The sequence below is a fragment of the Nocardia arthritidis genome (assembly GCF_011801145.1).
Lineage (GTDB): Bacteria > Actinomycetota > Actinomycetes > Mycobacteriales > Mycobacteriaceae > Nocardia > Nocardia arthritidis_A.
The window spans coordinates 3,259,943-3,285,172 of the sequence record NZ_CP046172.1; the positions used below are offsets into that span (position 1 = coordinate 3,259,943).

A 25,230-nucleotide genomic window follows, 5' to 3' on the forward strand; every position below is an offset into this window, starting at 1 on the left:
GATTGATGGTCAGGCGGTGATCGGGCCGGACTCGGTGGCCTCGCGCTCGCGGGCGGCCCGCCACGCGCGCCAGCGGACACGTAGGGGGCGGGTGCGGGCGAATCCGAAGCGGGATCCGGCGTGGAAAACGGTGATACTGATCCGGCGCACGATGGTGGCGCTGATGGCCCAGTCCGGGCGGCCGAGACTGACCCAGCTGCTGACCGCGATCACCCCGGCCAGCCACACCAGGGCGGGTGTGATCGCGGCGGCCGGTGCGCCGCAGTGGGCCACGATCCACATCACCGGAACGACGACGCCCGTGGTGATCAAGGCGGCGCGGGCGCGGGATGCCTTACGCCGCAGTCGTTTCGCCCAGTGGGGGCGTTTGAGTTCGGTGGTGGTGATGCCGCTGGCTTCCATCAGCGTTTGCAGCTCGCCATCCCAGTCGAACCCGTTACCGTCGTTCATGTGAGGACTCCCTTCAAAGGCTGGTGGTGATTGGTTTCAACCCCGCCGCCGACTTCGGCAGTGGTTTCGGTGGGAAGAAGGCCGGCGGGATGTTCGGGCGCGGTGTCGGTGGGTGGGGTGGATAGGTAGCGGCGCACGGTGCGTTTGCTGACCCTCAACTCGGCCGCGATCTGCGCGTGTGTCCACCCCTGCGCGTGTAGGCGGCGTGCTGCCACGCGGCGCGTGTCTGCCCCGCCGTCCGAGTCGTTGACCGCGTCACCGGAAGCGGTGTCCCCGTGGGCCGTTGTGGTATCCGTGTTGGCCACCGGGGTGGCCAGCTGTTCCGTGACGGTGTCCGCTGCGGCCATGGCGGGGGTTCCTTGGCCAGTCTCAGCGGCGGTCAGCACATCAGGTTGCAGCCACGGTGGCAGCGGCGTCGAAACGTCGGCACCACGCAGGGTGTCCGCTGCGGTGACCGAGGCAGGCACAGTCGGTTCGGCCACCGAGACGGCCGTGGTGGTGCGGATGCGGACGAGGACGCCGAATCCGTGGACGTAGGCCAGCGAGCCCAAGGGTGCGAGGGCGGCGATGGTGGCGGCGAACCAGGCATCCAACACTCGGGTGGGGGAAATCGCTGCGTGGACAGCGTTTCCGGTGATGCTGATGGCTTCGCTGGCGACCAGTAGCGACCAGAAGTAGGCGTGCGCTGACCACGGCACTTGGACCGCGGGTTGGCGGGCGTGACGCATGAGCACGATTAGTGCGGCGGTGGCCAGGATGATCGCGCCGTCGATGATCAACGGCCAAATCCAGGACAGGCCACGGGGTTGTCCGGCCAGCTCGGCCATCGCCCGCAACGCCACGAAACTAGCGGTCATCGACAACACCACCCCAGTGGCCAACAACCCGAACGCGACACCCTCGACGAGGAAGAACTCGCGTCGCTCGGCCACCACCAGTCGCCGCAACCGATTCCAAACGGTCATCGTGTCCGCCCCCTGTCCGCCTCGCTGTCCGCGTTCTTGACTGGGGTGTCCGTGCTGGTGTCCGGGGTGACCGGTCGTGGCGGACGCTGATCTTTGGGGTGGTCATTGTGGGTGCGGTGGCCGCTTTGGCTGGCCACGTAGGCGGCGATGCTGCGGTAGTAGTCGGTCATCGCCCCTCCTTGTTCATGACTGCCGACATTTCGGTGTTGGTGATCTCGATGGCTCCGGCACGGATTGCGGCGGCGCGCTTGCCGGGGGTGAGGTCGTAGTGCCACATGCGGGCGTGTGGACTGCCCGGCTTGGCGGGCCATGGTTTGCCGGAAACGACGGGATCTTGGAACCAGGTGCGTCGCAACCCAATTCGTGCCGCAAACCTGTGCAATTCCTGGCGGGTATCGGCGGTCAGATGACACCACCGGGTGTCGGGTAGACGTCGTTTGCGGGCGGTCTCGCCGTAGTCGATGAGCTGGTCGACGTATACGCTCACGCCGCTTCACCGCCCTCCGGCTCGGTGAATCCGAGATCAGCACGCCGTGCCCGCCCGGAATCCAGATCCCGGACCGCCTTCAAAGGCACGCGGGGCAGGGTGCTTGCCGCCCACCGTTTCGGGTTCGGATCCGCGGGTAACGGGACAAGTTCGTCCTCGGCGACCGGGATCACGTGCCCCCATTGGGCTTTCAGCCCGTGCACCCAGACGACATCGCCGCGTTCGAACTCCGCGAGCCGGTCGGGATCGATGAAGAAGGTTTGCCGGTTCCCCAACGACCCTTCGTCACCGGGTTTGTTGTTCTTGGTGTGGCGGGTGTTCTCGCTGACCGGGCGGGAGCCGAAAACCTCGCTGACCTTGCCCGCGCCTTCCAACACCATCAGCAGGGCGCCGGAGGGGCAGGATTCGAGCAGGCGACGGCGTTCGTCGGGGGTTTGGCCGAGCCCGAACTGGTTCTGGGCGGCGAAGATCGCGACCACACCCATACCGAGCAGGCGTTCGGCGATATCGAACTGGTTGATACCGCCGGTCTTGTCCGCGACCGCCGACATCTCGTCAATAATCAGGACGATCTGGCGGTCGTGCTCACCACAGGCGAACTGCTCGATCAACGTCGTCAACGCGGCGACCTGGGCGCGGGCGTATTCCCCGCGGACGGTGCCGGGCACGGTCGCATAGATCACGTCGAAGGAATCCAGGGGCCGCCCGCCGTCGAAGCCCTCACCGATCGCGGCGAAGACGTTGCGGAACTTCCCGCTGACGTCTCCGATCGCGGGTGGCTTGTTCTTCTCCAATGCATCGATCTCGGCCAACACCGAGTCGTGCCCGGCCCACAGATTGGTGAGCGCGTCGACCGAAAGCCGGTTCAGGAACTCCTGTTTCGAGCGCGGCGGCCCGCACGGCGCGGTCACCGCGAGCTTGGTGACCCGGATCCGGTTCTGTTTGAAATGCTCCGCGCCCGCATCCGTCGCCTGAACCGGGTTGATCATCGATTCGAGGGTGGCGCACATATCGTCGACATCCATCGCCCACAAATCCAGACGATTAGTCTCCGGCCACAACGCGATCCGCCCAGGACGCACCCCCAACCGGGCCGCGATCTTCACCACCTGACGCCCCGTCTGCAATCCCGGCTTACCGCCCTTGCAATCCACGAAAATCAGCAACGGCCGCTTCTCACCGGTCCGCACATACCGATGCCAATAGGCCGAATACAGGCCGGTACCGAGGCGGACGAGCATGGTGGTCTTGCCAGCCTTCTGCGACTTACCCAGCACCACCAAATGGCCGAGATCATCGATCGGCAACTCCAAACGGGCACTGCGCCGGTCGGTCAACTCGGTGACCACATCCGACTGCGTCGCATCCGTGAACTCCGACAACGGCCCGAGAACAACCTTGGACTTCAGCCAGCCCGCGACCAGCGGGGCACCGTACTTCGCGGCACGCCGCGCGGCCCGCGCTTGCCCCTGCTGCTGACGGCGCCGCAACCGGCGTGTCTTCGCGGGCGACCCGACACCCTCGCTATCCAGGCGAGCCAAAAACCGGGCCCGATACAACGCCGCACCAGCCCACGCCAACGGCAGCGCGCCGACCGTCATCGCCACCACCGCGGCCAACGACGGACCCGAATGCGCCAACACGCTCGCGCCCTGCCACCACAACCGCAACGGCGCAACCCAGGAATTCGCCAGCCACATGGACCCACCGGTCAACACCAGCGACCCCAACGCATAGTTACGCACCTGCCGTGTCGACCAACGCCGTTTAGCCGCAAGCAAATTCAGCCCGAACAACAACACGACGACGAACCCGGCACCCAGCAGCGAGATACCGACATACGCCGACACCTCCGCCACACTCGCCACATGCGGATGCCAATCCGGAGCATGCCACCCATTCGGCAGCGACGGGTTCTCTATCCGATCCGGCGAATGCTCCTGCGCTGGAACGGGATTCACCGACGTAACCGGAGCGGATGACGCCGGGGTGGGAACCGGAACCGGGTGTTCGGTCGGCGGAGTGGCCGTGTTGCATTCGGGCCGGAAATCAATCAACGAGGCGCAATCGTTCACCGTCGTTCTCTCCTTTCCGCGTCAAAGTCGCGTCCAAGTCATGGATTTCGAGATTCGGAAGTCGCTCCATCCCGCGCTGATGCGCGATCCGGGTTGCGACACCGTTGACCGCGTGCAGCAATTCTGGGCTGCGCACGAAGTACAGGACTCCGGCCAGCTCATAACGGTCGGCGGCGTCCAGCGCGGCTGTCATCGCTCTCATCAACCGGCCTTCGCCACGTTTCCGGGTCAATTCGACTTCGATTGCCCACACCTTGTCCGGATCCGTGAAATCCTGGACCCACGCGTCATGGATATGCGGATTCGCTTGCCCGTTCTCAGATTTCACTCGACGGCGCAATAGCCGCTCGCTGGTCCATATCTCCGGATCGGTCTCCAGACCGGTCAGCGCGAGCCGCAACTCGGTAACCGCGGTCAGATGCGCGGCCGTCGACGGTTTCGGGTGCCACTCACCCGGATCGAAATCCAAGTAACCCCAAGCGATCTCGCGCGTCGGATATATCCACAACGGCCCCTGCGGCACTGTGCCCGGCTCGTCGAAATTTGTTGAACGTCGCCACGGACCAGGGGAACCGTAGTCCAAACGCACCACGTGCGCACGTCCAGCCTTATTGAGCCGTTCCGCGAGTTTGTACGCAGTGCGCGGTCGTCGCTCCATCGCCTTCACCAGCGACGCCAACGACATTCCGTACTGTTGGCAATAGAACTCCTCGATCCGTGTCTCACGAGGCTGCGGCACGCGCAACCCGGGCGTACTCATCGCCCACCTCCGGCGCAATCCGGATCCACCACACCGGTCGAACTCGGCCAACACACCGTGTGCGACGGCGGCTTGTGCGGACTTCCCAGTCCAACCCCGAGACACAAGCCCAAACCAAACACCAAGATGACGCCGCCGAAAACCAGCACCCACCGCAACGGCAGAAGACACGCAAGTTGTCCAACAAGCCCAATTACAGTGCCAGGATTGAACTCCGGCCCACTGAAGTTATGCAGCGGCGAATATTCGCGACTGCCATGGGGAGCAACAACATAGTGATCGCTCATCGCCGACCACCTCGTCGTCCTCCACCCCAGTGGTTCGCATGAATCCAAACGAAAGAACCAACGCCAAGCAGTATCAAGGTGCTCAGTAGAAATACGCCTAGTGGTGGATTGACCACTCCAACGAGAATCAGGAGCGCCAGAACCAGCGACCAAATGGCGATTGCGCGAATCATGCTGCACCGTCCGTCGCTCCGAGCGGTCGCGCTACCGACAGCAGTTCGCGTTTGCTGACGAACAACAGTCGTGGACCCTGCCGGTACCCTTCCAGGAGCCCAAGATTGATCCATCGCCGAATTGTTTTCGGATGTACTCCTTCACCGACTATCCGAGCTGCGGTTTGCAACTTGATCAAGTCGTTCGGCAGCTGTCGCGCTGGCCCAGCTGCTCTCTTCCTGCCCATGTGCCCTCCTCTTGGCTGACATGTCCGGATTGGTTGGGACACAGCAAGATTCGCTGAGACGCATAGGACGACATCACGACATAGAAGGACTTGTGGGGACGTCCGACAGACGTCTAGGATGTCCCTAGACGTCCCTAGGAGGGAATGGTGCCGAACGATCGGTTGCGAGATGCTTTGCTCCGCAGCGGGTTTACGCCCGAAAGTGCTGCGGAAGTTCTTGAAGTCAGCACGAAGACGGTGGAGCGGTGGATCACGCAAGGACGTGTGCCGTATCCACGGCACCGTCATGCGGTAGCTGTGTTGGTACACGAAACCGAGGGTTACCTCTGGCCCGGAGCCGTCTCGTTGGATCGGAAAGCTGAGATAGCAGAATCGGAGGTTATAAAGTTATATCCGCATCGCAACCTCATCCCGGTTGATCTCTGGACCAGGCTTTTGGATAACACAACGGAGCGGATAGATATCCTGGTGCTAGCTGGGTTATTCCTAGCGGAGGAACCCACGCTAGTGCGTACAGTTAGGAAGAAAACGCAAGCGGGCGTATCCATGCGGCTGTTGTTCGGCGATCCCGACGCAGACGAGGCGGCCAAACGCACAGCGGAAGAACGCTTAGCCGAGGGCGCCATGGCTTCTAGAATTAGAAATGCTCTTGCGTTAGTGCGACCGTTGACCAAATTCGATGGCGTCGAACTTCGCTTTCATTCGACAACCCTTTACACCTCGATTTTCCGGTTCGACGACGAGATGATTGTCAACATGCATGTGTATGGGCTTCCAGGTGCGTATGCACCTGCTATGCACTTACGTCAATTGCCTTCTGGGGATCTCTTCGAAACATACATGACCAGCTTTGAGCATGTTTGGGCTGGCTCCAAGACCGCGAATCTGTAGGAGTGAACGTGAGTCGAATCGACTACTACAACGATCCAGGGGCACCTAAAGCCAACAGTATCAGGGTGGCGGTGAGTGCCTTTGTGCAAGATTCTGCGGAGCGAGTTCTGATGATTCGCAGGACAGACAATGACAAGTATTCCATTCCGGGTGGTGGGCTGGAGGCTGGGGAATCTGTTGCGGATGCCGTCGTCCGGGAAGTCAAAGAGGAAACTGGAATCGATGTACGAGTGACGAAGGTTCTAGGTGTGTTCTCGGATCCGAATCATGTCATCGCTTACGATGATGGAGAGGTCTTGCAGGAGTTTTCGATTTGTTTCTACGCTGAACCGGTGGGTGGCAAATTGCGCACCAGTACCGAATCAAAGGAAGTTGATTGGATTAGTCCAGATAAGCTCGCAAAGTTGGACATCCATCCTTCGATAATGCTGCGAATTCAGCATGGCTTGGCGAACGATGGCGAGCCTTATTTTACGTGAACCTGAAGACGTGACTCGGTATTCAAGACTGCCTCAGCCAGTTCCGGGGTAGCCTCAGTTATCGACAATGTGACGATATGATTGGGTCCATACCGCTCACGAATTTCGGCAATACGACTATCAAAGTCGGTTTGGTCGCCGGTTGGACTAGTGGTTATATCTGCCCACCACAGAGCATCCCGAAGGGCGGAACGCTCATCGGGCCAATCCAACGCGATGCCTCGTCGTCGTGACTCGACATGCGCACACGAATGGTTCGCGACTAATGCACACAGGCGTTCATCCACACCATGGTCCGTAAGAAACTCGGCACCATCGACAGGATGAAAGCCTGTCCGGACCAACTCTGGCGCATAACCGACATCATGAAGCCATGCCGCGGCGATGAGGAGATCTGCGTCGTCAACGACGTTGGACGCGCAATCCGCACGGCGGGCGACACCCTGCACGTGAGCCCATCGGCGGGGTAACTCCCGCAAGTACCGGCCTGCGATCTGCTCGGCCCATCGACGAAGCTCAGCGGTCATACGGCCACCGTATCCGGGCGCAACCTATACGGCGAGTTCGGCGAGCGAGCTACGCTCTCGTCATGGGGTGGGCCGAGAAGCTTCCGAGCGGCCGATATCGCGGTGTCTACCGCGATAAGGACGGCCATAAGCAGAGCGCGGGCATCTTCACAACCAAGGACATCGCCCGACGCAAAGCAACCGCGAAAGAGGACGAGGTACGTGAGAGTCCCTCGCGGCCCGTGCCAGAACTGGAGTGGGGTAGGTGGTTGCCACGCTGGCAGGCACAGCGCACGGTCGAAGAGGGCACGAGCAAGATCGACAACCAGCGCATCAACAAGCATCTGGTTCCTCGTTGGAGCGGCACGTTATTAACCGAGATCACCCAACCCGACGTCCAAGAGTGGGTTGTCGATCTCTCGAAAACCTTGGCACCAACCAGTGTCGAGAAATGCTATCGCCTACTCAGCGGCTCGATGAAGGCCGCTCGCAAGGCCAAGCTGATCACGGAGAGTCCGTGCGTTGACATCGATTTGCCGAAACCCGGCCCGTCGCCGGAGCGCCACCTCGAAGACGAAGAGATTGCGGCACTGCGTGACCCTCTAGAGCCTTTCGATCAACTGATCGTCGACGTACTCCTCGGCACTGGCATGCGGATGGGCGAAGCCCAGGGCCTCCACAAGGAACACATCGACCTCAAACGTAAGACGATCTCGATCGAGTGGGCTTGGGACAAGGCTGCCAAGCGTATGAAGGCTCCGAAGGACCATGAGCGTCGCGTCGTACCCATCGGGCGGACATTGACCAAAACCCTCGCCGCGGTCATCGAGCGGGATGGACTCGGGATCCCTGCACCGGTCTCATACGTGAGCGGTCGAACAGTCCGGAGCGGTCTCCTCCTGGCCCATGTCGACAACCGCCCTTTCGATCAAGACAACTTCAGGGACCGATTCGAGGCAGCGTCCCGAGTTGCCTGGGTCGGTGAAGGCGATGGCCGGCGAAGGCTTGGAAAGGTTCGGCCGAACGATCTCAGGCACACCTACGCGAGCCGCCTGGTGCGTGCCAAGGTGCCCATTGACCAAGTCCAGCTGCTCCTCGGACACGCCTCGGTTCGTACAACCCAGCGGTACGCCCGGCTAGGGGAGAGTCAATGGCCAGATGTGCGGAAAACGCTCGGCTGACGAGCCGTGCCCCACGTTTGCCCCATGAAATCAGCAAGACCGTCAGACTTGCCCCACGAAAGCCGCCATCGACATGCATCTTCAAGAGTGGGCGCAGAGGGGTTCGAACCCCCGACCGCTGGTGTGTAAGACCAGAGCTCTACCGCTGAGCTATACGCCCGGAGTCCGCCGAATCCGGCGGGCAACGGTCTATGAATCTAGCGCGGCGAGCGCTTTCTCCCAAGCCGCCTGGTCACGGGGCTCTCCGGGGCCGTTCATTTCGGCGAATCGGATGATTCCGGACTTGTCGACGACGAAGGTGCCGCGGTTGGGGTAGCCGGATTTTTCGTTGAAGACGCCGTAGGACTGGGCGACGGCGCCGTGCGGCCAGAAGTCGGACAGGAGCGGGAACAGGTAGCCCTGTTCGGCGGCCCAGATTTTGTGGGTGGGTGGCGGGCCGACGGAGATGGCGAGGATTTCGGCGTTGTCGTTGTGGAACTTGGGCAGTTCGTCACGGACCTTGCACAGCTCGCCTTGGCAGATGCCGGTGAACGCGAGCGGGTAGAACACCAGCAGCACATTCTTCTGGCCGCGGAAGTCCGACAGTGTGACGTCCTGGTTGTTCTGGTCCTTCAACGTGAAATCCGGCGCGACCGTGCCAATTTCGAGCGGCATCGCGAATCCTCCATCGTGTCGGGCCTGCACCCGGCGGGGTGGGGTGAGCGCCGGGCGGCCGAAGCCGCCCGGCGACACCATAGCGAAAGGGTCAGCGCTGTTTCGTCGGCGTCTTCGGCTGGACGAGGCGGCTGCCGCTCCAACCTCCGAGTGTCACAGCCGACGTCGAGGTCAGTCCCGCGGTTTCGGCGGCTTCGGCGATTTCGCTCTGATCGACATAGCCAGGTTGTCCGGTCTTGGGGGTGAGGACCCAGACGAATCCGTCGTCGGCGAGCGGACTGACAATGTCCATCAGCTCGTCGGCGAGGTCGCCGTCGCCTTCGCGCCACCACAGCAGGATGGCGTCGACCACCTCGTCGGTTTCGTCGTCGACCATCTCCGCGCCGCTGGCGTCCTCGATGTCGGCCCGAATGTCGTCGTCGGTGTCCTCGTCCCAGCCCAGTTCCTGAACTACCATGTCGCGTGTAATGCCAAGCTTCTGAGCGTAGTTCTGCGCGTCCGCCGCGGCGACCACGGTGGTGTCCTCCTCAACTCCCGACAGTAGGTAGTTGCAAGCGAACATGGTTAAGCGCTCCAGCGCAAGCCGATCGGGCGAATTACCCACCGAATGTCGCGCGGGAGCGAGCTGTGAGTGTCGCTGAACACCATGTCAGCGCTGCTTACCGGCCTATTTTTTCGGGCAGGCATCGCGAACGGCGTTGCGCGCGTCGTTGACCCGGCGGCTGGCGGCGTTGAGCGGATCCACCGATGCGGTGTAGGTCATCTTCCTGGTTTCGGCGGCCAGGCCGCGCGCCGCGGCGACGTATTCCTTGAACTTGGCGGCGATATCCTCGGGAAGCGCATCGGCGGCGTCGTTCACTCCGGTTTCCACCTTCCTGGCCGCCTCGTCGAGGGTGCTCGCCGCCAGTTCCCGCTTGGGCAGGTAGTCGGCGGCGTTGGCGTCGTGCGCGTCGACGAACTCGTTGTATTTGGCCACCCCTACACCGGTGGTGGTGGGGAACTGATCGCAGTTGTCGCCGATCGCTTTCGCTTGTGCCGCCGCTTTTTTCGACGAGGTCGCGGCCTGCGACGAGGATGAGGCGTCGCTGCGGTACGCCACGAGATCCGCCGGACTCGGCCCGGCTATGCCGTCGACCTGTTTGGAACAACCCGCGACGATCACTCCGACGACGATCGCCCCGGCCGCGCACACCAACCCGAACCCGCGTGGGCTCAGCATGTATTCGTCCTCCCCGCTTCCATAGTTTTCGGCGGCTTGCTCTACGGTGGCTGACTCACGGTTGCGCGCGTCACGGTACTGCATTTCCGGGGGCACGTGATGACCTGGGCCACATCATCGGCAAGGATGGAGGGTGCGCCCGAACCTTTCGTAACGGATGATCCGCCAACCACGCGGGTAGTCCGGGGAAACAGACGCCATCAGCATGTCCGAACCCCCTTGTACGAGGAGCAGATTTGACCGACCTGATCCACTCTTCCGCTCCAGCGAAATCCGCTGCGTCCGATTCCGGCCCGGAGGCTCGTGATCCGAACGGATCGCCGCAGTCGGCCGGCCGGGTGCGGGTTATTCGCGAAGGGGTGGCGTCCTACCTACCGGATATCGATCCGGAGGAAACCAGCGAATGGCTCGAGTCGTTCGACGAGATGCTGGACCGGGAGGGTCCGGGTCGCGCGCGCTACCTCATGCTCCGTTTGTTGGAGCGGGCCGGTGAGCGCCGAGTCGCCATCCCCGCGTTGACATCCACCGACTATGTGAACACCATTCCGACCGAGAACGAGCCGTGGTTCCCCGGCGACGAGGAGGTGGAGCGGCGCTACCGGGCCTGGATCCGCTGGAACGCGGCGATCATGGTGCATCGCGCGCAGCGTCCGGGTATCGGTGTCGGCGGCCACATTTCGACCTATGCGTCCTCGGCGGCGCTGTACGAGGTCGGCTTCAACCACTTCTTCCGCGGTAAGGATCATTCCGGCGGCGGCGATCAGATCTACATTCAGGGTCACGCGTCGCCGGGTATCTACGCGCGCGCGTTCCTGGAGGGCAGGCTCGGCGAGGATCGCCTCGACGGGTTCCGCCAGGAGTACAGCAACGGCGGTCTCGGCCACGGTCTGCCGTCGTATCCGCATCCGCGTCTGATGCCCGATTTCTGGGAATTCCCAACGGTTTCCATGGGTCTGGGCCCGATGAACGCCATCTACCAGGCGCGGTTCAACCACTACCTGCACGATCGCGGTATCAAGGACACCTCGGATCAGCATGTGTGGGCGTTCCTCGGCGACGGCGAGATGGATGAGCCGGAGTCGCGCGGCCTCGCCCAGGTCGCGGCGATGGAGGGCCTGGACAATCTGACGTTCGTGATCAACTGCAACCTGCAGCGGCTCGATGGTCCGGTGCGCGGTAACGGCAAGATCATTCAGGAGTTGGAGTCGTTCTTCCGCGGCGCGGGCTGGAACGTGATCAAGGTCATCTGGGGCCGTGAGTGGGATGCGCTGCTCGGCGCGGATCGCGATGGGGCACTGGTGAATTTGATGAACACCACCCCCGACGGCGACTACCAGACCTACAAGGCCAACGACGGCGCGTACGTCCGCGAGCATTTCTTCGGGCGCGACCCGCGGACGAAGGCGCTGGTCCAGAACATGTCCGATCAGGAGATCTGGAATCTCAAGCGCGGCGGCCACGACTATCGCAAGGTGTATGCCGCGTACGCGGCCGCGATGGCGCACAAGGGCCAGCCGACGGTGATCCTGGCAAAAACCATCAAGGGCTACACCCTCGGCAAGCATTTCGAGGGCCGCAACGCCACGCATCAGATGAAGAAGTTGACGCTGCAGGACCTCAAGGATTTCCGTGACCTGCAACGGATTCCGATCACCGACGCCGAACTCGAGCGCGACCCGTACAAGCCGCCTTACTACCACCCCGGTAAGGACGCCAAGGAGATCCAGTACATGCTGGACCGGCGGCGAGCGCTCGGCGGATTCCTGCCCGAGCGGCGTTCCCCGGCAAAGCCGTTGCAATTGCCCGGCGACGAGGCGTACCGCTCGGTGCGCAAGGGTTCGGGCAAGCAGAACGTCGCCACCACCATGGCGCTGGTCCGCCTGATGAAGGAGCTGTTGCGGGACAAGGAGATCGGTAAGCGGATCGTCCCGATCATCCCGGACGAGGCCCGCACCTTCGGTATGGACTCCTGGTTCCCGTCGTTGAAGATCTACAACCGCAATGGGCAGTTGTACACCTCCGTCGACGCGGAATTGATGCTTGCCTACAAAGAGAGCACGGTCGGGCAGATCCTGCACGAGGGCATCAACGAGGCCGGTTCGACCGCGTCGTTCACCGCGGCGGGCACCTCGTACGCCACGCACGGCGAGCCGATGATCCCGCTGTACATCTTCTACTCGATGTTCGGTTTCCAGCGCACCGGTGACGGATTGTGGGCCGCCGCCGATCAATTGGCGCGTGGCTTCGTGCTCGGAGCGACCGCGGGGCGAACGACGCTCACCGGTGAGGGTCTGCAGCACAACGACGGTCATTCGCTGCTGCTCGCCTCGACCAATCCGGCGGTGGTGAGCTACGACCCGGCCTACGCCTACGAGATCGCGCATATCGTGCGGGACGGTCTGCGCCGGATGTACGGCGGCGGAACGCCAACCGGTGCGAACACCCTGCCGGGTGCGCATCCGCACGGGGAGCCGGGCGATTTCGGCGGCGAGGACGTCTTCTACTACATCACCCTCTACAACGAGCCGTATGTCCAGCCGGCCGAGCCGGACGATCTGGATGTCGCGGGTCTGTTGAAGGGCATCTACCTGCTGAAGCGCGGGGGAGAGGGCGCCGTACGCGCCCAGATCCTGGTCGCGGGCGTCACCGTGCCCGACGGTCTGCGCGCGCAGGCGCTGCTCGCCGAGGAGTGGGGTGTGCAGGCCGATGTCTGGTCGGTCACCTCGTGGGGTGAGTTGCGCAAGGACGCGCTGGCGAAGGAGATTGCGGCGCTGCGCGATCCGGGTGCCGATGTCGGGGTCCCCTATGTCACCCAGGCGCTTTCGCGGGTCGAGGGCCCCTATATCGCGGCCTCCGACTGGATGCGCGCGGTGCCGGATCAGATCGGCAAGTGGGTCCCCGGCGACTACACCACCCTCGGCACCGACGGATTCGGCTTCTCCGACACCAGGCCCGCGGCCCGGCGCGTATTCAACGTCGACGCGCAGTCGATCGCGGTCGCGGCGCTGTCCGGCCTGGCCAGGGCGGGCAAGATCGACCGGGCCAAGGTCGTCGAGGCGGCGGCGAAATACCGCATCGACGATGTGGACGCCGCGCCGAAGGCAGCGGTCGGTTCGGAAGACGACCTGGCGTAGCGGACTATTGGATGGTGGACCGTAAACCGCCGCGGCCGCGGAGGATCTCCGAAGGCTCGTCCGAGCACGAGGTGTATCTGCCGACCGGCGCGCTCTCCCCGAACCGGCAAACCCGCGACCCGCTCCCGGACACGCTGCTCAAACGCGTGAAGCAGTTCTCGGGCCGTCTGTCCACCGAGGCGGTCGGGTCGATGCAGGATCGGCTGCCGTTCTTCGCCGATCTGGACGCCGCGCAGCGTGCGGGCGTCCAGATGCTGGTGCAGACCGCGGTGGTGAACTTCCTGGAATGGCTGCAGGATCCGGAGAGCGATATCCGGTTCAGCCTGGATGCCTTCCAGGTGATTCCGCAGGATCTGGCGCGGCGGTTGACGCTGCGCCAGACCGTGGACATGGTCCGGGTGGCCATGGAGTTCTTCGAGCAGTGGCTACCGGCGTTGGCGCGCAACGACCGTCAGCTGGTCGCGCTCACCGAGGCGGTGTTGCGATACGGGCGCGAGCTCGGTTTCGCCGCCGCCTCGGTGTACGCCAGCGCGGCCGAATCCCGCGGTGCGTGGGATACCCGGCTGGAGGCGCTGGTCGTCGACGCGGTGGTGCGCGGCGACACCGGTCCGGACATGTTGTCCCGGGCCGCGACGTTGAACTGGGATGCCACCGCCCCGGCGACGGTGCTGGTCGGCACGCCGCCGCGGGAGGAGGGCGTCTCGGCGGTCGGCGCGGTGCACGCGATCGCGGCCCGGCACGGTCGCGCGGCGCTCGCGGTGGTGCAGGGAACCCGGCTGGTGATGGTGGTCAGCGGCCATCTCGGCGACGCCTCTTATATACAGCCGTTCCTGGCCGACCTGCTGGCCGAGGTGTTCTCGGACGGTCCGGTGGTGATCGGCCCGACCACCAGGACGCTGGGCGCCGCGCACGCCAGCGCGGTGGAGGCGCTGGCCGGTATGGAGGCGGTTGTCGGCTGGCGCGGGGCGCCGCGGCCGGTGCATGCGGCGGAGCTGTTGCCCGAACGCGCCTTGTTGGGAGATCGTGCTGCGATCGACGCGTTGAACGAGTACCTTGTCCTACCGTTGGCCGCTGCCGGTTCGGCGCTGGCGGACACGCTCGATGCCTATCTGGACTGTGGTGGCGCCGTCGAGACGTGTGCCCGCCAGCTGTACGTCCATCCAAATACGGTTCGGTACCGTCTCAAACGAATCGGTGAGATCACGGGCCGCGATCCGATGAATCCGCGTGATGCTTACGTGCTCCGGATTGCCGCCACAGTAGGTCGTCTGACACGAACCCGTAACGAAACGTCAACATCAGCCCCAGAAGCAACATATGTCCCATCGGGACATGAGGGGTTGTAACGCGATAGGCAATTGGGTCGATCGGGACAACCCACGTGGAGTTTTGTGGGGTTCACACAAAACGGGTCCGCAAACCTCATTCGCGTCGACATCTCATGAGTTCGACCTCACAGTGTTTTCTTAGAGGCGTGATCGCGTTGTTCGCCCCAGGACAGGGCTCCCAGACTCCCGGCATGCTCACGCCGTGGCTCGAAGTTGCCGGTGCAAGTGATCGCCTCACCATCTGGTCGAAGGCCTCGGGCCTCGACCTGGTTCGCCTCGGCACCACGGCAACCGCCGAGGAGATCGTCGATACCGCCGTCACCCAGCCGCTGGTGGTCGCCGCCGCGCTGCTGGCGTACGCGGAAATCGGGCAGGATTCACTTCCTGCCGATACCATCGTCGCCGGACACTCGGTCGGCGAGTTCGCCGCCGCCGCGGTCGCCGGGGTCATCTCACCCGATGACGCGGTGGCACTGGCCGCGATCCGCGGCGCGGAGATGGCCAAGGCGTGCGCGCTGGAGCCGACCGGTATGTCCGCGGTGCTCGGTGGCGATGAGGCCACCGTGCTCGCCCGGCTCGACGAGCTCGGCCTCGTTCCGGCCAACCGCAACGCGGTGGGTCAGATCGTGGCGGCGGGCACCCTGGACGCCCTGGCGGAGCTGGCGGCGAACCCACCCGAGAAGGCCCGGGTTCGCGCGCTGTCTGTCGCGGGGGCTTTCCATACGGCGTTCATGGCTCCGGCCCGGGACGCTGTGGCGAGCGCCATAGCCAAGATCGTGCCCAACGAGCCGACCCGGACCCTGCTCTCGAATTTCGACGGCAAGCCGGTCGCCTCGGGCCAGGACGCGATCGATAAGCTCGCCGCCCAGGTCACACGCCCCGTGCGCTGGGACCTGTGCACCGAAACCGTGCGTGCCGCAGGGGTTTCGGGCGTAGCGGAGTTGCCGCCGGCGGGCACCCTCGTCGGTATCGCGAAACGGGAGTTGAAGGGCACGCCGACGCTGGCCCTGAAAACGCCGGAAGACCTCCCCGCGTTGGCCGGACTCGGAATGTCCGGCTAGCTTTTCCATCCGCGGCCATGCATCGGACGCATGGTTGTGACCGGACGGACGTAACAGCGTCCGTCTCAACCCGAAAAACAGTAGAGCCCTACACAGTAACAAGAAGGGAGCCACCAAGTGGCCGCTCTGACCCAGGAAGAAATCGTCGAGGAACTCGGCAAGATCATCGAAGAGGTTACGGGTATCGAACCCTCCGAGGTCACCATCGAGAAGTCCTTCGTCGATGACCTGGACATCGACTCGCTGTCCATGGTCGAGATCGCGGTGCAGACCGAGGACAAGTACGGCGTGAAGATCCCCGACGAGGATCTGGCCAGCCTGAAGACGGTCGGCGACGCGGTGGCGTACATCCAGAAGCTCGAGTCCGAGAACGCCGAGGCCGCCGAGGCGCTCAAGGCCAAGTTCCAGAACGAAGCCGAGTAGGGCCGAACCTGTGACCACTCCTTCCACCTTGAACGGGAACTTCCCCAACGTCGTCGTAACTAGCCTGGCGGCGACCACGTCGATCGCGGGTGACGTCGATGCGACGTGGAAGGGACTCCTCAACGGCGAGAGCGGGATCGAGGCTCTCGAGGATTCCTTCATCGAGGAATACAACCTTCCGGTCCGCATCGGCGGACACCTGAAGGTGAACCCGGACACACTGCTCGATCGAGTCGAGATCCGTCGCATGGCATATGTCGAGCGGCTGGCGATCGTGCTCGGACGTGAGGTGTGGAAGAACGCGGGCAGCCCGGAGGTCGACCCCGAACGTTTGGGTGTGGCCATCGGTACCGGGCTGGGCGGCGCCGACGCGCTGATCGATTCGGTCGACAAACTGAAGAACGGTGGCTATCGCAAGATTTCGCCGCTTGCTGTTCAGATGGTCATGCCGAACGGCCCGTCGGCCGTCGTCGGTCTCGAACTGAAGGCCCGGGCGGGAGTGGTCACTCCGGTCTCGGCATGCTCGTCCGGCTCCGAGGCCATCGCCAACGCCTGGCGAATGATCGTCATGGGTGACGCCGATATGGTCGTCACCGGTGGCGTCGAGGGCTACATCGATTCGATTCCGATCGCGGCCTTCTCGATGATGCGGGCGATGAGCACCCGCAACGACGACCCGAAGAGCGCGTCGCGCCCGTTCGACAAGGATCGGGACGGCTTCGTCTTCGGCGAGGCGGGTGCGCTCATGGTCATCGAGACCGAGGAGCACGCCAAGGCGCGCGGTGCGACGATCCACGCGCGGCTGCTCGGTGCGGGCATCACCTCGGACGGATATCACCTTGTCGCGCCGGAGCCGTCGGGCGAGGGTGCGGCGCGGGCCATGACCAGGGCGATGCAGACCGCGGGTCTGACCAAGAAGGACATCACCCACATCAACGCGCACGCCACCGCGACGCCGATCGGCGACACCGCGGAGGCGAACGCGATCAACAAGGCCGTCGGCAATCACGCGTCGATCTACGCGCCGAAGTCGGCGCTCGGCCATTCGATCGGCGCCGTCGGTGCGCTCGAATCGGTTCTCACCGTGCTCAGCATCCGGGACGGGATCGTCCCGCCGACGCTGAACCTGGAGAACCAGGATCCAGAGATCGATCTGGACGTGGTTCACGGCGAGGCTCGCCGCCAGGAGATCGAGTACGCGATCAACAATTCCTTCGGGTTCGGTGGGCACAACGTCGCGCTTACCTTCGGTCGGGCTTAGGCCGTGTTTGATTCGGTCCACGCGGGAGCCCTACGTGGTTACGCAGGCTGCCGCCTCCGGGCTTGACCCGCGCGGACCGGGGCGACTCACCACAGATCCGGGGTGGGGTCGGACGCCAAAGGCGTTCGGCCCCACCGGGATTAGACTTTCGCAGCCGCCGTTGCGGCCTACTCAGTGAGGATGGAGAAGACGCGATGACGATCATTGCTCCCGCGTTTCATGCCGAAACTGCGACCGACCCGCGCGATCCACTCGGCCGGCTGCAGCGCTTCTTCGATCCCGGCACTGTTCTTCCGCTGCACCCCCGCGACAAGTCCGGTGTGCTGGCCGCCGTCGGCGAGGTGGACGGTGTGCGCACCGTCGCCTACTGCTCCGACGCCACCGTGATGGGCGGCGCTATGGGCGTCGAGGGTTGTAAGCACATCGTCGACGCCATCGACACCGCCATCGATTCCGGTATTCCGGTGGTCGGCATCTGGCATTCGGGTGGCGCCCGGCTCGCCGAGGGTGTCGAGGCCCTGCACGCGGTCGGCCTGGTATTCGAGGCGATGGTTCGCGCCTCCGGGCTGGTCCCGCAGATTTCCGTGGTGCTAGGTTTCGCCGCGGGTGGCGCCGCGTACGGTCCCGCGCTGACCGACATCGTGATCATGGCCCCGGAGGGCCGGGTCTTCGTGACCGGTCCGGACGTGGTGCGCTCGGTGACCGGTGAGAACGTCGATATGGAGACCCTCGGCGGCCCGGTCACGCACGGCAAGAAGTCGGGCGTATGCCATATCGTCGCCGACGACGAGGCCGATGCCGTACACCGCGCGCGTCGGCTGGTCTCGATGTTCGCCGAGCAGGGTGAATTCGACCTGGTGGCCGCCGAACACGGCGATGTCGACCTGAAGGCGATGCTGCCCGCCTCGGCCAAGCGCGCATACGACGTGAAGCCGATCGTGCACGAACTGCTCGACAACGTCGACGGCGAATCCACCTTCGAGGAGATGCAGGGCGGATACGCGCGCTCGATGGTGACCGGTCTCGGTCGCCTCGCCGGGCGCACCGTCGGTGTCCTCGCCAACAACCCGCTGCGGCTCGGCGGCTGCCTGAACTCCGAAAGTGCCGAGAAGGCAGCGCGTTTCGTGCGGCTGTGCAATTCGTTCGGCATCCCGCTGGTGGTGATCACCGACGTGCCCGGCTATCTGCCCGGTGTCGGCCAGGAGTGGGAGGGCGTTGTGCGCCGCGGCGCGAAGCTGCTGCACGCCTTTGCCGAGGCCCGCGTCCCGCGCGTCACCCTGGTGACCCGCAAGATCTACGGTGGCGCGTACATCGCGATGAACGCCCGCTCGCTCGGCGCGACCGCGGTGTACGCGTGGCCGGGTTCGGAGGTCGCGGTGATGGGCGCCAAGGCCGCGGTCGGCATTCTGCACAAGAAGGCACTGGCCGCCGCGCCGGAGGAGGAGCGGGAGGCGCTGCACGAGCGGTTGACCGCCGAGCACGAGCGCATCGCGGGCGGTGTCGAGCGGGCCATCGCGATCGGCGTCGTCGACGAGGTGATCGATCCGGCGAAGACGCGGTCCACCATCGCCGCCGCCCTGGCCGCCGCGCCCGCGCGCGCCAGCCACAACAAGAACATTCCGCTGTAGGGCTCGGCGGGAACGAAGTGGGCCCCGGGTACTCTCCGGGGCCCACTTCGTTATTCGGTAGGACTGGGCGTCAAGGCGTCGCGTTGATCGCGTCGCGGACGGTGGTCTCCTGGCGGCCGAGGAATTTCGGATCCGGATGGATCACCATGTCGAAGACCGCCTTGGTCGCCGCCAATTGGTCACGCAGCCAACACTTTTCGTAGGTGAAGTTATGTGGTTGGGTGTCGTCGCCGACGCCGGTGGTTTCGATGCCGGCATTCCGGCAGAGCGCGACGGTTCTGGGCAGGCTGAAGTCCTGGGTCACCACGATCGCCTGCCGGACGCCGAAGATCCGGTGGGCGCGTTCGCACGACTCATAGGTGCTGAAACCCGCGTAGTCCAGGGCTATCTTGTTGGCGGGCACGCCTTTTCGCACCAGGTATCCGCGCATCGCGGACGGCTCGTCATAGGTGCTGGTGCCGTTGTCGCCGGTCAGCAGCAGCGCCCGCACCTTGCCCGCCTCCAGTAGACGGCGGCCGAGGTCCAGCCGGGCCGCCAGATAGGGGGAGGGCTGACCGTTGCCGTAGACCTGCGCGCCGGGAATCAGCGCCACCTCGGCGGCGGGGACGTTGTCGAGCGAATATTCGGCGTCGCTCGCCTGATGACGCACCCACGCGATCGAGCCGAATCCGACGAGTGCGGCCGCGGCGATCGCGAAGACGGCCAGCCGAAGAACAGTGCGCAGTCGAAGCCAGGTCCGGATCCGCCCCCGACTTCGTGCCATGAGGTCACGAAATCCCATACGACGAGTGTGCCAGCTATCGCTGGACGGCGATACAAACAGAATATACATTCTGTTTGTGGTGAGTTTCACGGCACAGACCATGGCATTCCAGCGGGCGCTGGAATCCGCGCGGCCCACCGAATCCCGGCTCTTCACCGATCCTTTGGCCACGCGGTTCCTGTCCCCGCCGTTGCGAGCGCTGGCCGGGATGGCCCGGATCCCGGTGGCGGGTTCTCTGGTGGCGCGGCTGTACGACCTGGCCTTTCCCGGTCCGCGACCATCGGCGGTGGCGCGGACGCGGTTGATCGATGACACGATCGTCGAACTGGTCGCGGGCGGCGTGCGCGATATCGTGGTGCTGGGCGCCGGATTCGACAGCAGGCCTTGGCGATTGCCGGAACTGCGTGGGGCGCGGATCGTCGAGGTCGATCGGGCGGGCACACAGGCCGTGAAGGCGGCGGCCGTGCGCGCGGCGGGCGTCGACACCGGGCGCGTCGGATTCCTGCCGGTGGATTTCGAAACCGATGATCTGGCAACGGCATTGCGCGCGGGCGGCGTCGGCGAGCGGCGCACGCTGTTCGTGTGGGAGGGCGTCACCAACTATTTGACCGCGGCCGCGGTGGACCGGACGCTCGCCGTGCTGCGCCGGGTCGGCGGGCCGGACGGCATGCTGGTGTTCACCTATGTGCACGCCGGTGTAATCGACGGCACCGCAACGTTTCCCGAGGCCGAGCGGTGGCTGCGCGGCGTCGCGCGGGTCGGCGAGCCATGGACGTTCGGCCTGGACCCGGACCGGCTCGGCGCATTCCTGGCCGCCCGCGGATACGAGCTGATATGGGAGCAGTCGACGGCCGCGGCCGGAGATCGGTACTTTCGCCCGCGCGGTCGCGCCGACCGCGCCTCCGAGCTGTACCGGGTGGCGCTGGCGCGGATCGCATGCCCCGCCTGACGCCCGCGACAGAACGGGAGCGGCGCCGCCGCATCATCGACGCGGCCCTCGACTGTTTCGCCGAACGCGGGCTGCACGCGACCACCATGCAGGACATCTGCCGCCGATCCGGGCTGAGTCCGGGCGCGGTCTACTGCTGGTACCCGAGCAAGGAGGCGATCATCGATGCGGTCGCCGACGAACGGCATCGGCACGAACGCGAACTGCTGGAGACCGCGCTGCGGGCGGCCGATCCGCGCACCGCGCTGCGCACCTTCCTCGACGCCTATTTCGACTGGCTCGCCGATCCGGCCGAACAGCGACGGCGGCGGGTCAGCGTGCTGGTGTGGGCGGAATCGCTGGTGAACGAGCGGATGCGGCCCGGCGTAGACGAGGGCATCGCGCAGCGCACCATGGCGCTCGACGCGATCCGGTCCGGTCAGGCGGCGGGTGTGATAACCGGCCGGGCCGACGCCGACGCGATCACCCGCATCGCCCTGGCCCTCATCCAGGGCTTCATCCTGCAGCAGGCGTGGGAACCGGATATCGATATCGCCGGATACCGTCGCGCCCTCGATCTGGTTGTCGAAGCTGTCGCGCCGGCTGCCGGACAGTAGTCGGCAGTGGTTGCGCGGATCGGTCGTTTGCCCGGCTCAGATCGTGATGACATTGACGGCGAGGCTGACGAGAACCGCGATGGCGCGGGTTTGGTTGTAGCGGTGTAGATCTCGTGGTGGCCGCAGCGCGGCGTACAGCGAGAGCAGGACATAGGTGAGTACCGGGGCGAGCCAGTCGTTGGCGGAGAAGCCGGGTAGGCCGTCGGTATTGAGCTGGGGCAGGTTGGCGCTGGTGCGCCACAGCCAGGTGGCCGCCCCGGTGACGATGGTGACACCGACTGTATCGATCCATTCCGCACGGCCCAACCGCCAGACAGCGAAGGGTGCGGTGATCGCGGCGGTGACAACGGCCGTGAACAGGATGTGGGCGTGGCTGAAGACCGGGTCGGTTGCGCTCATCGCGGATCCTAGGTGGGCTGAGGCGAGGTTGGTGGCGTCCGGAGTCGCCCACAGTATTCTCCGGCCGCGTCGTAACGCGGAATAGGGGGCGGCCCGGCAGAATCCAGGGATGGCATCCGAGGCCTCGGGCGGGCGGGACCGGAAGCGGCACGGTCGGCATTACACGCCGCCCGCGCTTGCGCGGTTCCTGGCGCGGCGGTTGCTTGCGCATATTCCGGTGTTCGACCCGCGGCGGGCCGATGCGCTACGGGTGCTCGATCCGGCATGCGGTGATGGGGAACTGCTGCTCGCGGTGTGCGCGGAGGCGGCGGCCCGGCTGCCCCGGCTGCGGCTGGAATTGCTGGGCTGCGATCTCGATCCGGCGGCGGTCGCGGTCGCGCGGGCCCGTGCGGCCGAGGCTGGGATCGAAATCGATTGGCATACAGGTGATTTCCTGCTCGACTCAGCGGATCTCGCGGACGGCTCGTTCGATGCGATCATCACCAACCCGCCGTATGTCCGCACCCAGCAGCTGGGTGGCGCGACCGCGCAGTTGCTGGCCAAGCGCTTCGGGCTGCGCGGCCGGATCGATCTGACCCACCCGTTCGTCGCGACCATTCCCCGGCTGCTCGAACCGGGCGGTGTGCTCGGATTGCTTTGCGCCAACCGGTTTCTCACGACCAGGGCCGGTGCCAATATTCGCAGGCTGCTGCTCACCGAATTGGCGCCGGTCGAACTGTACGACCTCGGCGACACCAAACTGTTCGATGCGGCGGTGCTGCCAGCCGTGACCATCGCGACGCGCGGCGAGGTCACTCGCGCCTGCCGCTACGTCTCGGCATACGAGATTCCGGCTACCGGCAACGCCTGCGCGGCAGACCTTTTCGAGGCATTGGTTGCCGAGAGCAGCGGTGTCGTCGCGCACAACGGCCGGGTCTTCGCAGTTGAGGTCGGCCTGCTGGCCACCGGCGAGCTCGGGCGGATGAACGCTGCTGCTACGACCGATCTGACGTCTGCACAGTCTTGTTCGCAGGGCGGCGATGGGAATCTGCCCGCGACAACCGATTCGAGCGAGTCGCACGATAATGCCGCTGCCACAGGAGCTTCCGCCGGATTCACGGTGCCAGGGAGCGCGGCAGCCGAGCCGACCGGTGGCGCTGATGCGCTGGATTCGGCGGATCCGCGCGACGAAGCCGCTGGCACAGCGTTTTCGGCGATAGGGGCTAGGGCAGTGCCCGGGTGCGCGGCAGCATCGGCTGGCCGCGCCGACGCGGCAGTGTCGGCGGAGTCGGGCGGCACCGCTACCACCGGAGGTGCCGCGCCAGGGTCGATGGCGGGACCTGGGTCGATGGCCGGACCGGGGGCGATGGCCGGGCTGGGGAGTGTGACCCCGTCGGCTGGCCGCATGGATACGTTGGGAGCGGCTCGTCCGACCGACACTGCCGCTGCCGCAGGAGCTTCCGCCGGACTCGCGGTGCCGGGGAGCGCGGCAGAGCCGATCGGTGGCGCTGATGCGCTGGGTGCGGCGGATCCGGGCGACGAAGCCACTGCCGCAGCGTTTTCGGCGACAGAGTATAGGGCAGTGCCCGGATGCGTGGCAGCATCGGCTGGCCGCGCCGACGCGGCAGTGTCGGTGGAGTCGGGCGGCGTCGCTACCACCGGGGCTGCTGATGCACTGGATTCGGCGGATCCGAGCGATGAAGTCTCTGCCGCAGTGGTTTCCGGTCGTGGGCTCGTGCGGCCGGTTGATGCGTTGCTTCCCGCGGTTATGCGGGCCGGGGGTGAGGGGGCTTGGCGGATGTCGCGGCCGGAGGTGGATGCGTGGCTTGGGCGGATAGGTGCGCGGACGTGGCGGACGTTCGGGGAGGTGGGGCGGATTCGGGTGGGGATCAAGACGACCGCGGATCGGGTGTTCATCTCGGATCGGTGGGGGGAGCGGGTGCCGCGGCCGGAGGCCGCGCTACTGCTGGCGCTGATAACCCACGACGATGTGGCGGCGTGGCGGGTGCGCCGGGCCGGTGACACCAGGGTGCTGTATCCGTACGATACGGCGCGGCCGGTGCGCACGCCGATCGATCTGGCGGAATTCCCTTGTGCGGCAGAGTATTTGCGGACCCACAAGGATACGTTGGCGGCCCGCGGCTATGTGATCGCCGGCGGGCGGGAGTGGTTCGAGATCTGGGTGCCGCAGCGTCCGCATCTGTGGCGGGCGCCGAAGGTGGTGTTCCCGGATATCAGCGATCGGCCGCGGTTCGCGCTGGACCGTTCCGGTGCGGTGGTGAATGGGGACTGCTACTGGATATCGCTGACCGATCTGGCGCAGGCGGGCGATGCGGAACGGCTCGCGTATCTGCTGATGGGCGTGGCGAATTCGGCGCTCGGGCTGCGGTTCTACGACGCGGTGTGCGGCAACCGCCTCTATTCGGGGCGGCGCAGATGGATCACGCAATACGTTTCCCGGTTGCCGCTGCCGGATCCGGCGGCGTCGGCCGCGGCGGAAATCATCGCCCTCGCAAGGGATCTCGCCGATGGTTCGGCAGCGCCGGACGCGGACGCGCTCGGCGAACTCGACGAGCGGGTGTCGGCCGCCTTCGGTCTACGGTGAATCAGGCCGGGGCGCGCACCCCGACCATGGGCAGCAGGGTGCGCCGCGCGAAGTTCCGCCCGGCCTCGGCGTCCTCGATCGGGATGAGCCCGTCCGGGGTCAGCGCGAGCGAAAGCGCGAGGCGCGCCATGATTTCGGCGACCAGCTCGGCGTCGAAATCGTCGACGCCACCGGCGTCGCGCAATTCCCGCAGCTTTTCGGCCAGGTAGCCGCGGCCGACGGCCAGCACCGGCCCGGCGTCGGTGGTGAGCCGGGGCAGGATGAGTTCGGGTTCGGTGCGCAGCAGTCTGCGCAGCAGTTCGTTGCCCGCGATGGCGGTGATGAAGGCGACGAAGATCTCCACCAGCTGTTCGTCGCTGCCCTGGACGCCCTGTACCCGCTTGTCGATCTCGGCGACGAAGCGCTGCGCCTCGCGCACGCTGACCGCCTCGACGAGTTCGTTCTTGGATTCGAAGCGGCGGTACAGGGTGGCCGGGCTGATCCCGGCGCGGCGGGCGATCTCACCCATGCTGGTGCGTTTGATGCCGAAGTCCAGGAACGCCGACAGCGCGCTCTCCAACAGCTTTTCACCGTCGGCGACGGGTTTGTCAAGGATGCGCTGCAGCATGGACGGAACGGTCGGCATCGGCTCTCCAGTCATTCGGCGCGGCAGCCGATCCCCGGGGATGCGGCGCGCGACGGTGCGGATGATTGCCGTTCATTATTTCATCCGGGGGATGGCCGCAGCCGAGTTCCGGGCCGATCGGCCCG

Annotated in this window: 25 protein-coding genes and 1 tRNA gene; 12 read left to right on the forward strand and 14 right to left on the reverse strand. The window is 65.2% G+C overall.

The window, feature by feature from the left end:
• Window positions 1–9: 9 nt before the first annotated feature.
• The 6 genes from F5544_RS14495 to F5544_RS14520 form a co-directional block, all read right to left on the reverse strand.
• Window positions 10–450, reverse strand: a complete 441-nt coding sequence (locus F5544_RS14495; protein WP_167473685.1) for a hypothetical protein — start codon at window positions 448–450, stop codon at window positions 10–12.
• Window positions 447–1,415: a helix-turn-helix domain-containing protein gene (locus F5544_RS14500; protein WP_167473686.1), complete on the reverse strand. Its 969-nt coding sequence runs from the start codon at window positions 1,413–1,415 to the stop codon at window positions 447–449. The genes F5544_RS14495 and F5544_RS14500 overlap by 4 nt, the downstream gene beginning before the upstream one ends.
• Complete coding sequence (locus F5544_RS14505; protein WP_167473687.1) at window positions 1,412–1,585, reverse strand: hypothetical protein; 174 nt, start codon at window positions 1,583–1,585, stop codon at window positions 1,412–1,414. The genes F5544_RS14500 and F5544_RS14505 overlap by 4 nt, the downstream gene beginning before the upstream one ends.
• Window positions 1,582–1,902, reverse strand: a complete 321-nt coding sequence (locus F5544_RS14510; protein ID WP_167473688.1) for a DUF4031 domain-containing protein — start codon at window positions 1,900–1,902, stop codon at window positions 1,582–1,584. Before F5544_RS14510 ends, F5544_RS14505 begins: the two co-directional genes overlap by 4 nt.
• Window positions 1,899–3,770 (reverse strand): hypothetical protein, encoded by a 1,872-nt coding sequence (locus F5544_RS14515; protein ID WP_167473689.1) that lies wholly within the window; start codon window positions 3,768–3,770, stop codon window positions 1,899–1,901. Before F5544_RS14515 ends, F5544_RS14510 begins: the two co-directional genes overlap by 4 nt.
• Before the next feature lie 181 nt (window positions 3,771–3,951).
• Entirely contained in the window at window positions 3,952–4,737 is a 786-nt protein-coding gene (locus tag F5544_RS14520; protein ID WP_167473690.1) for a hypothetical protein, read from the reverse strand.
• 831 nt (window positions 4,738–5,568) lie between these two features.
• Between F5544_RS14520 and F5544_RS14525 the strand changes: the two genes are divergently transcribed.
• Window positions 5,569–6,315: an XRE family transcriptional regulator gene (locus tag F5544_RS14525; protein WP_238847240.1), complete on the forward strand. Its 747-nt coding sequence runs from the start codon at window positions 5,569–5,571 to the stop codon at window positions 6,313–6,315.
• Window positions 6,316–6,323: 8 nt separating this feature from the next.
• Entirely contained in the window at window positions 6,324–6,794 is a 471-nt protein-coding gene (locus tag F5544_RS14530) for an NUDIX hydrolase (RefSeq protein WP_167473691.1), read from the forward strand.
• Here F5544_RS14530 and F5544_RS47540 read toward each other — a convergent pair.
• Window positions 6,782–7,321, reverse strand: a complete 540-nt coding sequence (locus F5544_RS47540) for an HD domain-containing protein (RefSeq protein WP_167473692.1) — start codon at window positions 7,319–7,321, stop codon at window positions 6,782–6,784. The genes F5544_RS14530 and F5544_RS47540 overlap by 13 nt on opposite strands.
• Before the next feature lie 62 nt (window positions 7,322–7,383).
• Between F5544_RS47540 and F5544_RS14540 the strand changes: the two genes are divergently transcribed.
• Window positions 7,384–8,481, forward strand: a complete 1,098-nt coding sequence (locus F5544_RS14540; protein ID WP_167473693.1) for a tyrosine-type recombinase/integrase — start codon at window positions 7,384–7,386, stop codon at window positions 8,479–8,481.
• An 88-nt stretch (window positions 8,482–8,569) separates the two neighbouring features.
• Here F5544_RS14540 and F5544_RS14545 read toward each other — a convergent pair.
• The 4 genes from F5544_RS14545 to F5544_RS14560 form a co-directional block, all read right to left on the reverse strand.
• Window positions 8,570–8,641: transfer RNA gene (locus tag F5544_RS14545), tRNA-Val, on the reverse strand.
• Between the two features lie 29 nt (window positions 8,642–8,670).
• Window positions 8,671–9,135, reverse strand: coding sequence for a peroxiredoxin (locus F5544_RS14550; RefSeq protein ID WP_167473694.1), 465 nt, complete (start codon window positions 9,133–9,135; stop codon window positions 8,671–8,673).
• Between the two features lie 91 nt (window positions 9,136–9,226).
• Window positions 9,227–9,649 (reverse strand): DUF3052 domain-containing protein, encoded by a 423-nt coding sequence (locus tag F5544_RS14555; RefSeq protein WP_167473695.1) that lies wholly within the window; start codon window positions 9,647–9,649, stop codon window positions 9,227–9,229.
• Between the two features lie 153 nt (window positions 9,650–9,802).
• Entirely contained in the window at window positions 9,803–10,354 is a 552-nt protein-coding gene (locus F5544_RS14560) for a hypothetical protein (RefSeq protein WP_225728771.1), read from the reverse strand.
• 338 nt (window positions 10,355–10,692) lie between these two features.
• Between F5544_RS14560 and aceE the strand changes: the two genes are divergently transcribed.
• The 6 genes from aceE (at window position 10,693) to F5544_RS14590 (ending at window position 19,189) form a co-directional block, all read left to right on the forward strand.
• Entirely contained in the window at window positions 10,693–13,488 is a 2,796-nt protein-coding gene (gene aceE / locus F5544_RS14565) for a pyruvate dehydrogenase (acetyl-transferring), homodimeric type (protein WP_238847447.1), read from the forward strand.
• Between the two features lie 11 nt (window positions 13,489–13,499).
• Window positions 13,500–14,834 (forward strand): PucR family transcriptional regulator, encoded by a 1,335-nt coding sequence (locus F5544_RS14570; RefSeq protein ID WP_225728769.1) that lies wholly within the window; start codon window positions 13,500–13,502, stop codon window positions 14,832–14,834.
• Window positions 14,835–14,962: 128 nt separating this feature from the next.
• Window positions 14,963–15,877: an ACP S-malonyltransferase gene (locus F5544_RS14575; protein ID WP_167473697.1), complete on the forward strand. Its 915-nt coding sequence runs from the start codon at window positions 14,963–14,965 to the stop codon at window positions 15,875–15,877.
• A gap of 117 nt (window positions 15,878–15,994) precedes the next feature.
• On the forward strand, window positions 15,995–16,300 hold the full coding sequence (acpM, locus tag F5544_RS14580; RefSeq protein WP_167473698.1) for a meromycolate extension acyl carrier protein AcpM: 306 nt from the start codon (window positions 15,995–15,997) through the stop codon (window positions 16,298–16,300).
• Window positions 16,301–16,310: 10 nt separating this feature from the next.
• Window positions 16,311–17,561 carry a KasA/KasB family beta-ketoacyl-ACP synthase gene (locus tag F5544_RS14585; RefSeq protein WP_167473699.1) on the forward strand — a complete coding sequence of 417 codons (1,251 nt, stop codon included), beginning with the start codon at window positions 16,311–16,313 and terminating at the stop codon, window positions 17,559–17,561.
• 194 nt (window positions 17,562–17,755) lie between these two features.
• Window positions 17,756–19,189: an acyl-CoA carboxylase subunit beta gene (locus F5544_RS14590; RefSeq protein ID WP_167473700.1), complete on the forward strand. Its 1,434-nt coding sequence runs from the start codon at window positions 17,756–17,758 to the stop codon at window positions 19,187–19,189.
• Between the two features lie 70 nt (window positions 19,190–19,259).
• On the opposite strand, the gene F5544_RS14595 is transcribed toward F5544_RS14590, so the two are convergent.
• Window positions 19,260–19,952: a SanA/YdcF family protein gene (locus tag F5544_RS14595; protein ID WP_167473701.1), complete on the reverse strand. Its 693-nt coding sequence runs from the start codon at window positions 19,950–19,952 to the stop codon at window positions 19,260–19,262.
• Between the two features lie 79 nt (window positions 19,953–20,031).
• Between F5544_RS14595 and F5544_RS14600 the strand changes: the two genes are divergently transcribed.
• Window positions 20,032–20,901 carry a class I SAM-dependent methyltransferase gene (locus F5544_RS14600; protein ID WP_203217562.1) on the forward strand — a complete coding sequence of 290 codons (870 nt, stop codon included), beginning with the start codon at window positions 20,032–20,034 and terminating at the stop codon, window positions 20,899–20,901.
• The gene (locus F5544_RS14605; protein WP_167473703.1) at window positions 20,889–21,497 is read left to right on the forward strand and encodes a TetR/AcrR family transcriptional regulator; all 609 of its coding nucleotides are present in this window, start codon (window positions 20,889–20,891) and stop codon (window positions 21,495–21,497) included. Before F5544_RS14600 ends, F5544_RS14605 begins: the two co-directional genes overlap by 13 nt.
• Before the next feature lie 36 nt (window positions 21,498–21,533).
• Here the strand turns inward: F5544_RS14605 and F5544_RS14610 are convergent, their stop codons facing one another.
• Window positions 21,534–21,896 carry a hypothetical protein gene (locus F5544_RS14610; RefSeq protein WP_167473704.1) on the reverse strand — a complete coding sequence of 121 codons (363 nt, stop codon included), beginning with the start codon at window positions 21,894–21,896 and terminating at the stop codon, window positions 21,534–21,536.
• Between the two features lie 109 nt (window positions 21,897–22,005).
• Here F5544_RS14610 and F5544_RS14620 point away from each other — a divergent pair, with 109 nt between their 5' ends.
• Window positions 22,006–24,480 carry an Eco57I restriction-modification methylase domain-containing protein gene (locus F5544_RS14620; RefSeq protein ID WP_238847241.1) on the forward strand — a complete coding sequence of 825 codons (2,475 nt, stop codon included), beginning with the start codon at window positions 22,006–22,008 and terminating at the stop codon, window positions 24,478–24,480.
• Window position 24,481: 1 nt separating this feature from the next.
• Here the strand turns inward: F5544_RS14620 and F5544_RS14625 are convergent, their stop codons facing one another.
• Window positions 24,482–25,105 carry a TetR/AcrR family transcriptional regulator gene (locus tag F5544_RS14625; protein WP_167473705.1) on the reverse strand — a complete coding sequence of 208 codons (624 nt, stop codon included), beginning with the start codon at window positions 25,103–25,105 and terminating at the stop codon, window positions 24,482–24,484.
• Window positions 25,106–25,230: the final 125 nt, after the last annotated feature.

Coding starts and splice junctions, on each gene's coding strand:
- F5544_RS14525 (WP_238847240.1), top strand. CDS start 5,569: ATGGTGCCGAACGATCGGTTGCGAGATGCTTTGCTCCGCAGCGGGTTT.
- F5544_RS14520 (WP_167473690.1), bottom strand. CDS start 4,737: ATGAGTACGCCCGGGTTGCGCGTGCCGCAGCCTCGTGAGACACGGATC.
- F5544_RS14595 (WP_167473701.1), bottom strand. CDS start 19,952: ATGGCACGAAGTCGGGGGCGGATCCGGACCTGGCTTCGACTGCGCACT.
- F5544_RS14605 (WP_167473703.1), top strand. CDS start 20,889: ATGCCCCGCCTGACGCCCGCGACAGAACGGGAGCGGCGCCGCCGCATC.
- F5544_RS14500 (WP_167473686.1), bottom strand. CDS start 1,415: ATGACCGTTTGGAATCGGTTGCGGCGACTGGTGGTGGCCGAGCGACGC.
- F5544_RS14620 (WP_238847241.1), top strand. CDS start 22,006: ATGGCATCCGAGGCCTCGGGCGGGCGGGACCGGAAGCGGCACGGTCGG.
- F5544_RS14610 (WP_167473704.1), bottom strand. CDS start 21,896: ATGAGCGCAACCGACCCGGTCTTCAGCCACGCCCACATCCTGTTCACG.
- F5544_RS14625 (WP_167473705.1), bottom strand. CDS start 25,105: ATGCCGACCGTTCCGTCCATGCTGCAGCGCATCCTTGACAAACCCGTC.
- F5544_RS47540 (WP_167473692.1), bottom strand. CDS start 7,321: ATGACCGCTGAGCTTCGTCGATGGGCCGAGCAGATCGCAGGCCGGTAC.
- F5544_RS14505 (WP_167473687.1), bottom strand. CDS start 1,585: ATGACCGACTACTACCGCAGCATCGCCGCCTACGTGGCCAGCCAAAGC.
- F5544_RS14590 (WP_167473700.1), top strand. CDS start 17,756: ATGACGATCATTGCTCCCGCGTTTCATGCCGAAACTGCGACCGACCCG.
- F5544_RS14550 (WP_167473694.1), bottom strand. CDS start 9,135: ATGCCGCTCGAAATTGGCACGGTCGCGCCGGATTTCACGTTGAAGGAC.
- F5544_RS14570 (WP_225728769.1), top strand. CDS start 13,500: ATGGTGGACCGTAAACCGCCGCGGCCGCGGAGGATCTCCGAAGGCTCG.
- F5544_RS14495 (WP_167473685.1), bottom strand. CDS start 450: ATGAACGACGGTAACGGGTTCGACTGGGATGGCGAGCTGCAAACGCTG.
- F5544_RS14560 (WP_225728771.1), bottom strand. CDS start 10,354: ATGCTGAGCCCACGCGGGTTCGGGTTGGTGTGCGCGGCCGGGGCGATC.
- F5544_RS14540 (WP_167473693.1), top strand. CDS start 7,384: ATGGGGTGGGCCGAGAAGCTTCCGAGCGGCCGATATCGCGGTGTCTAC.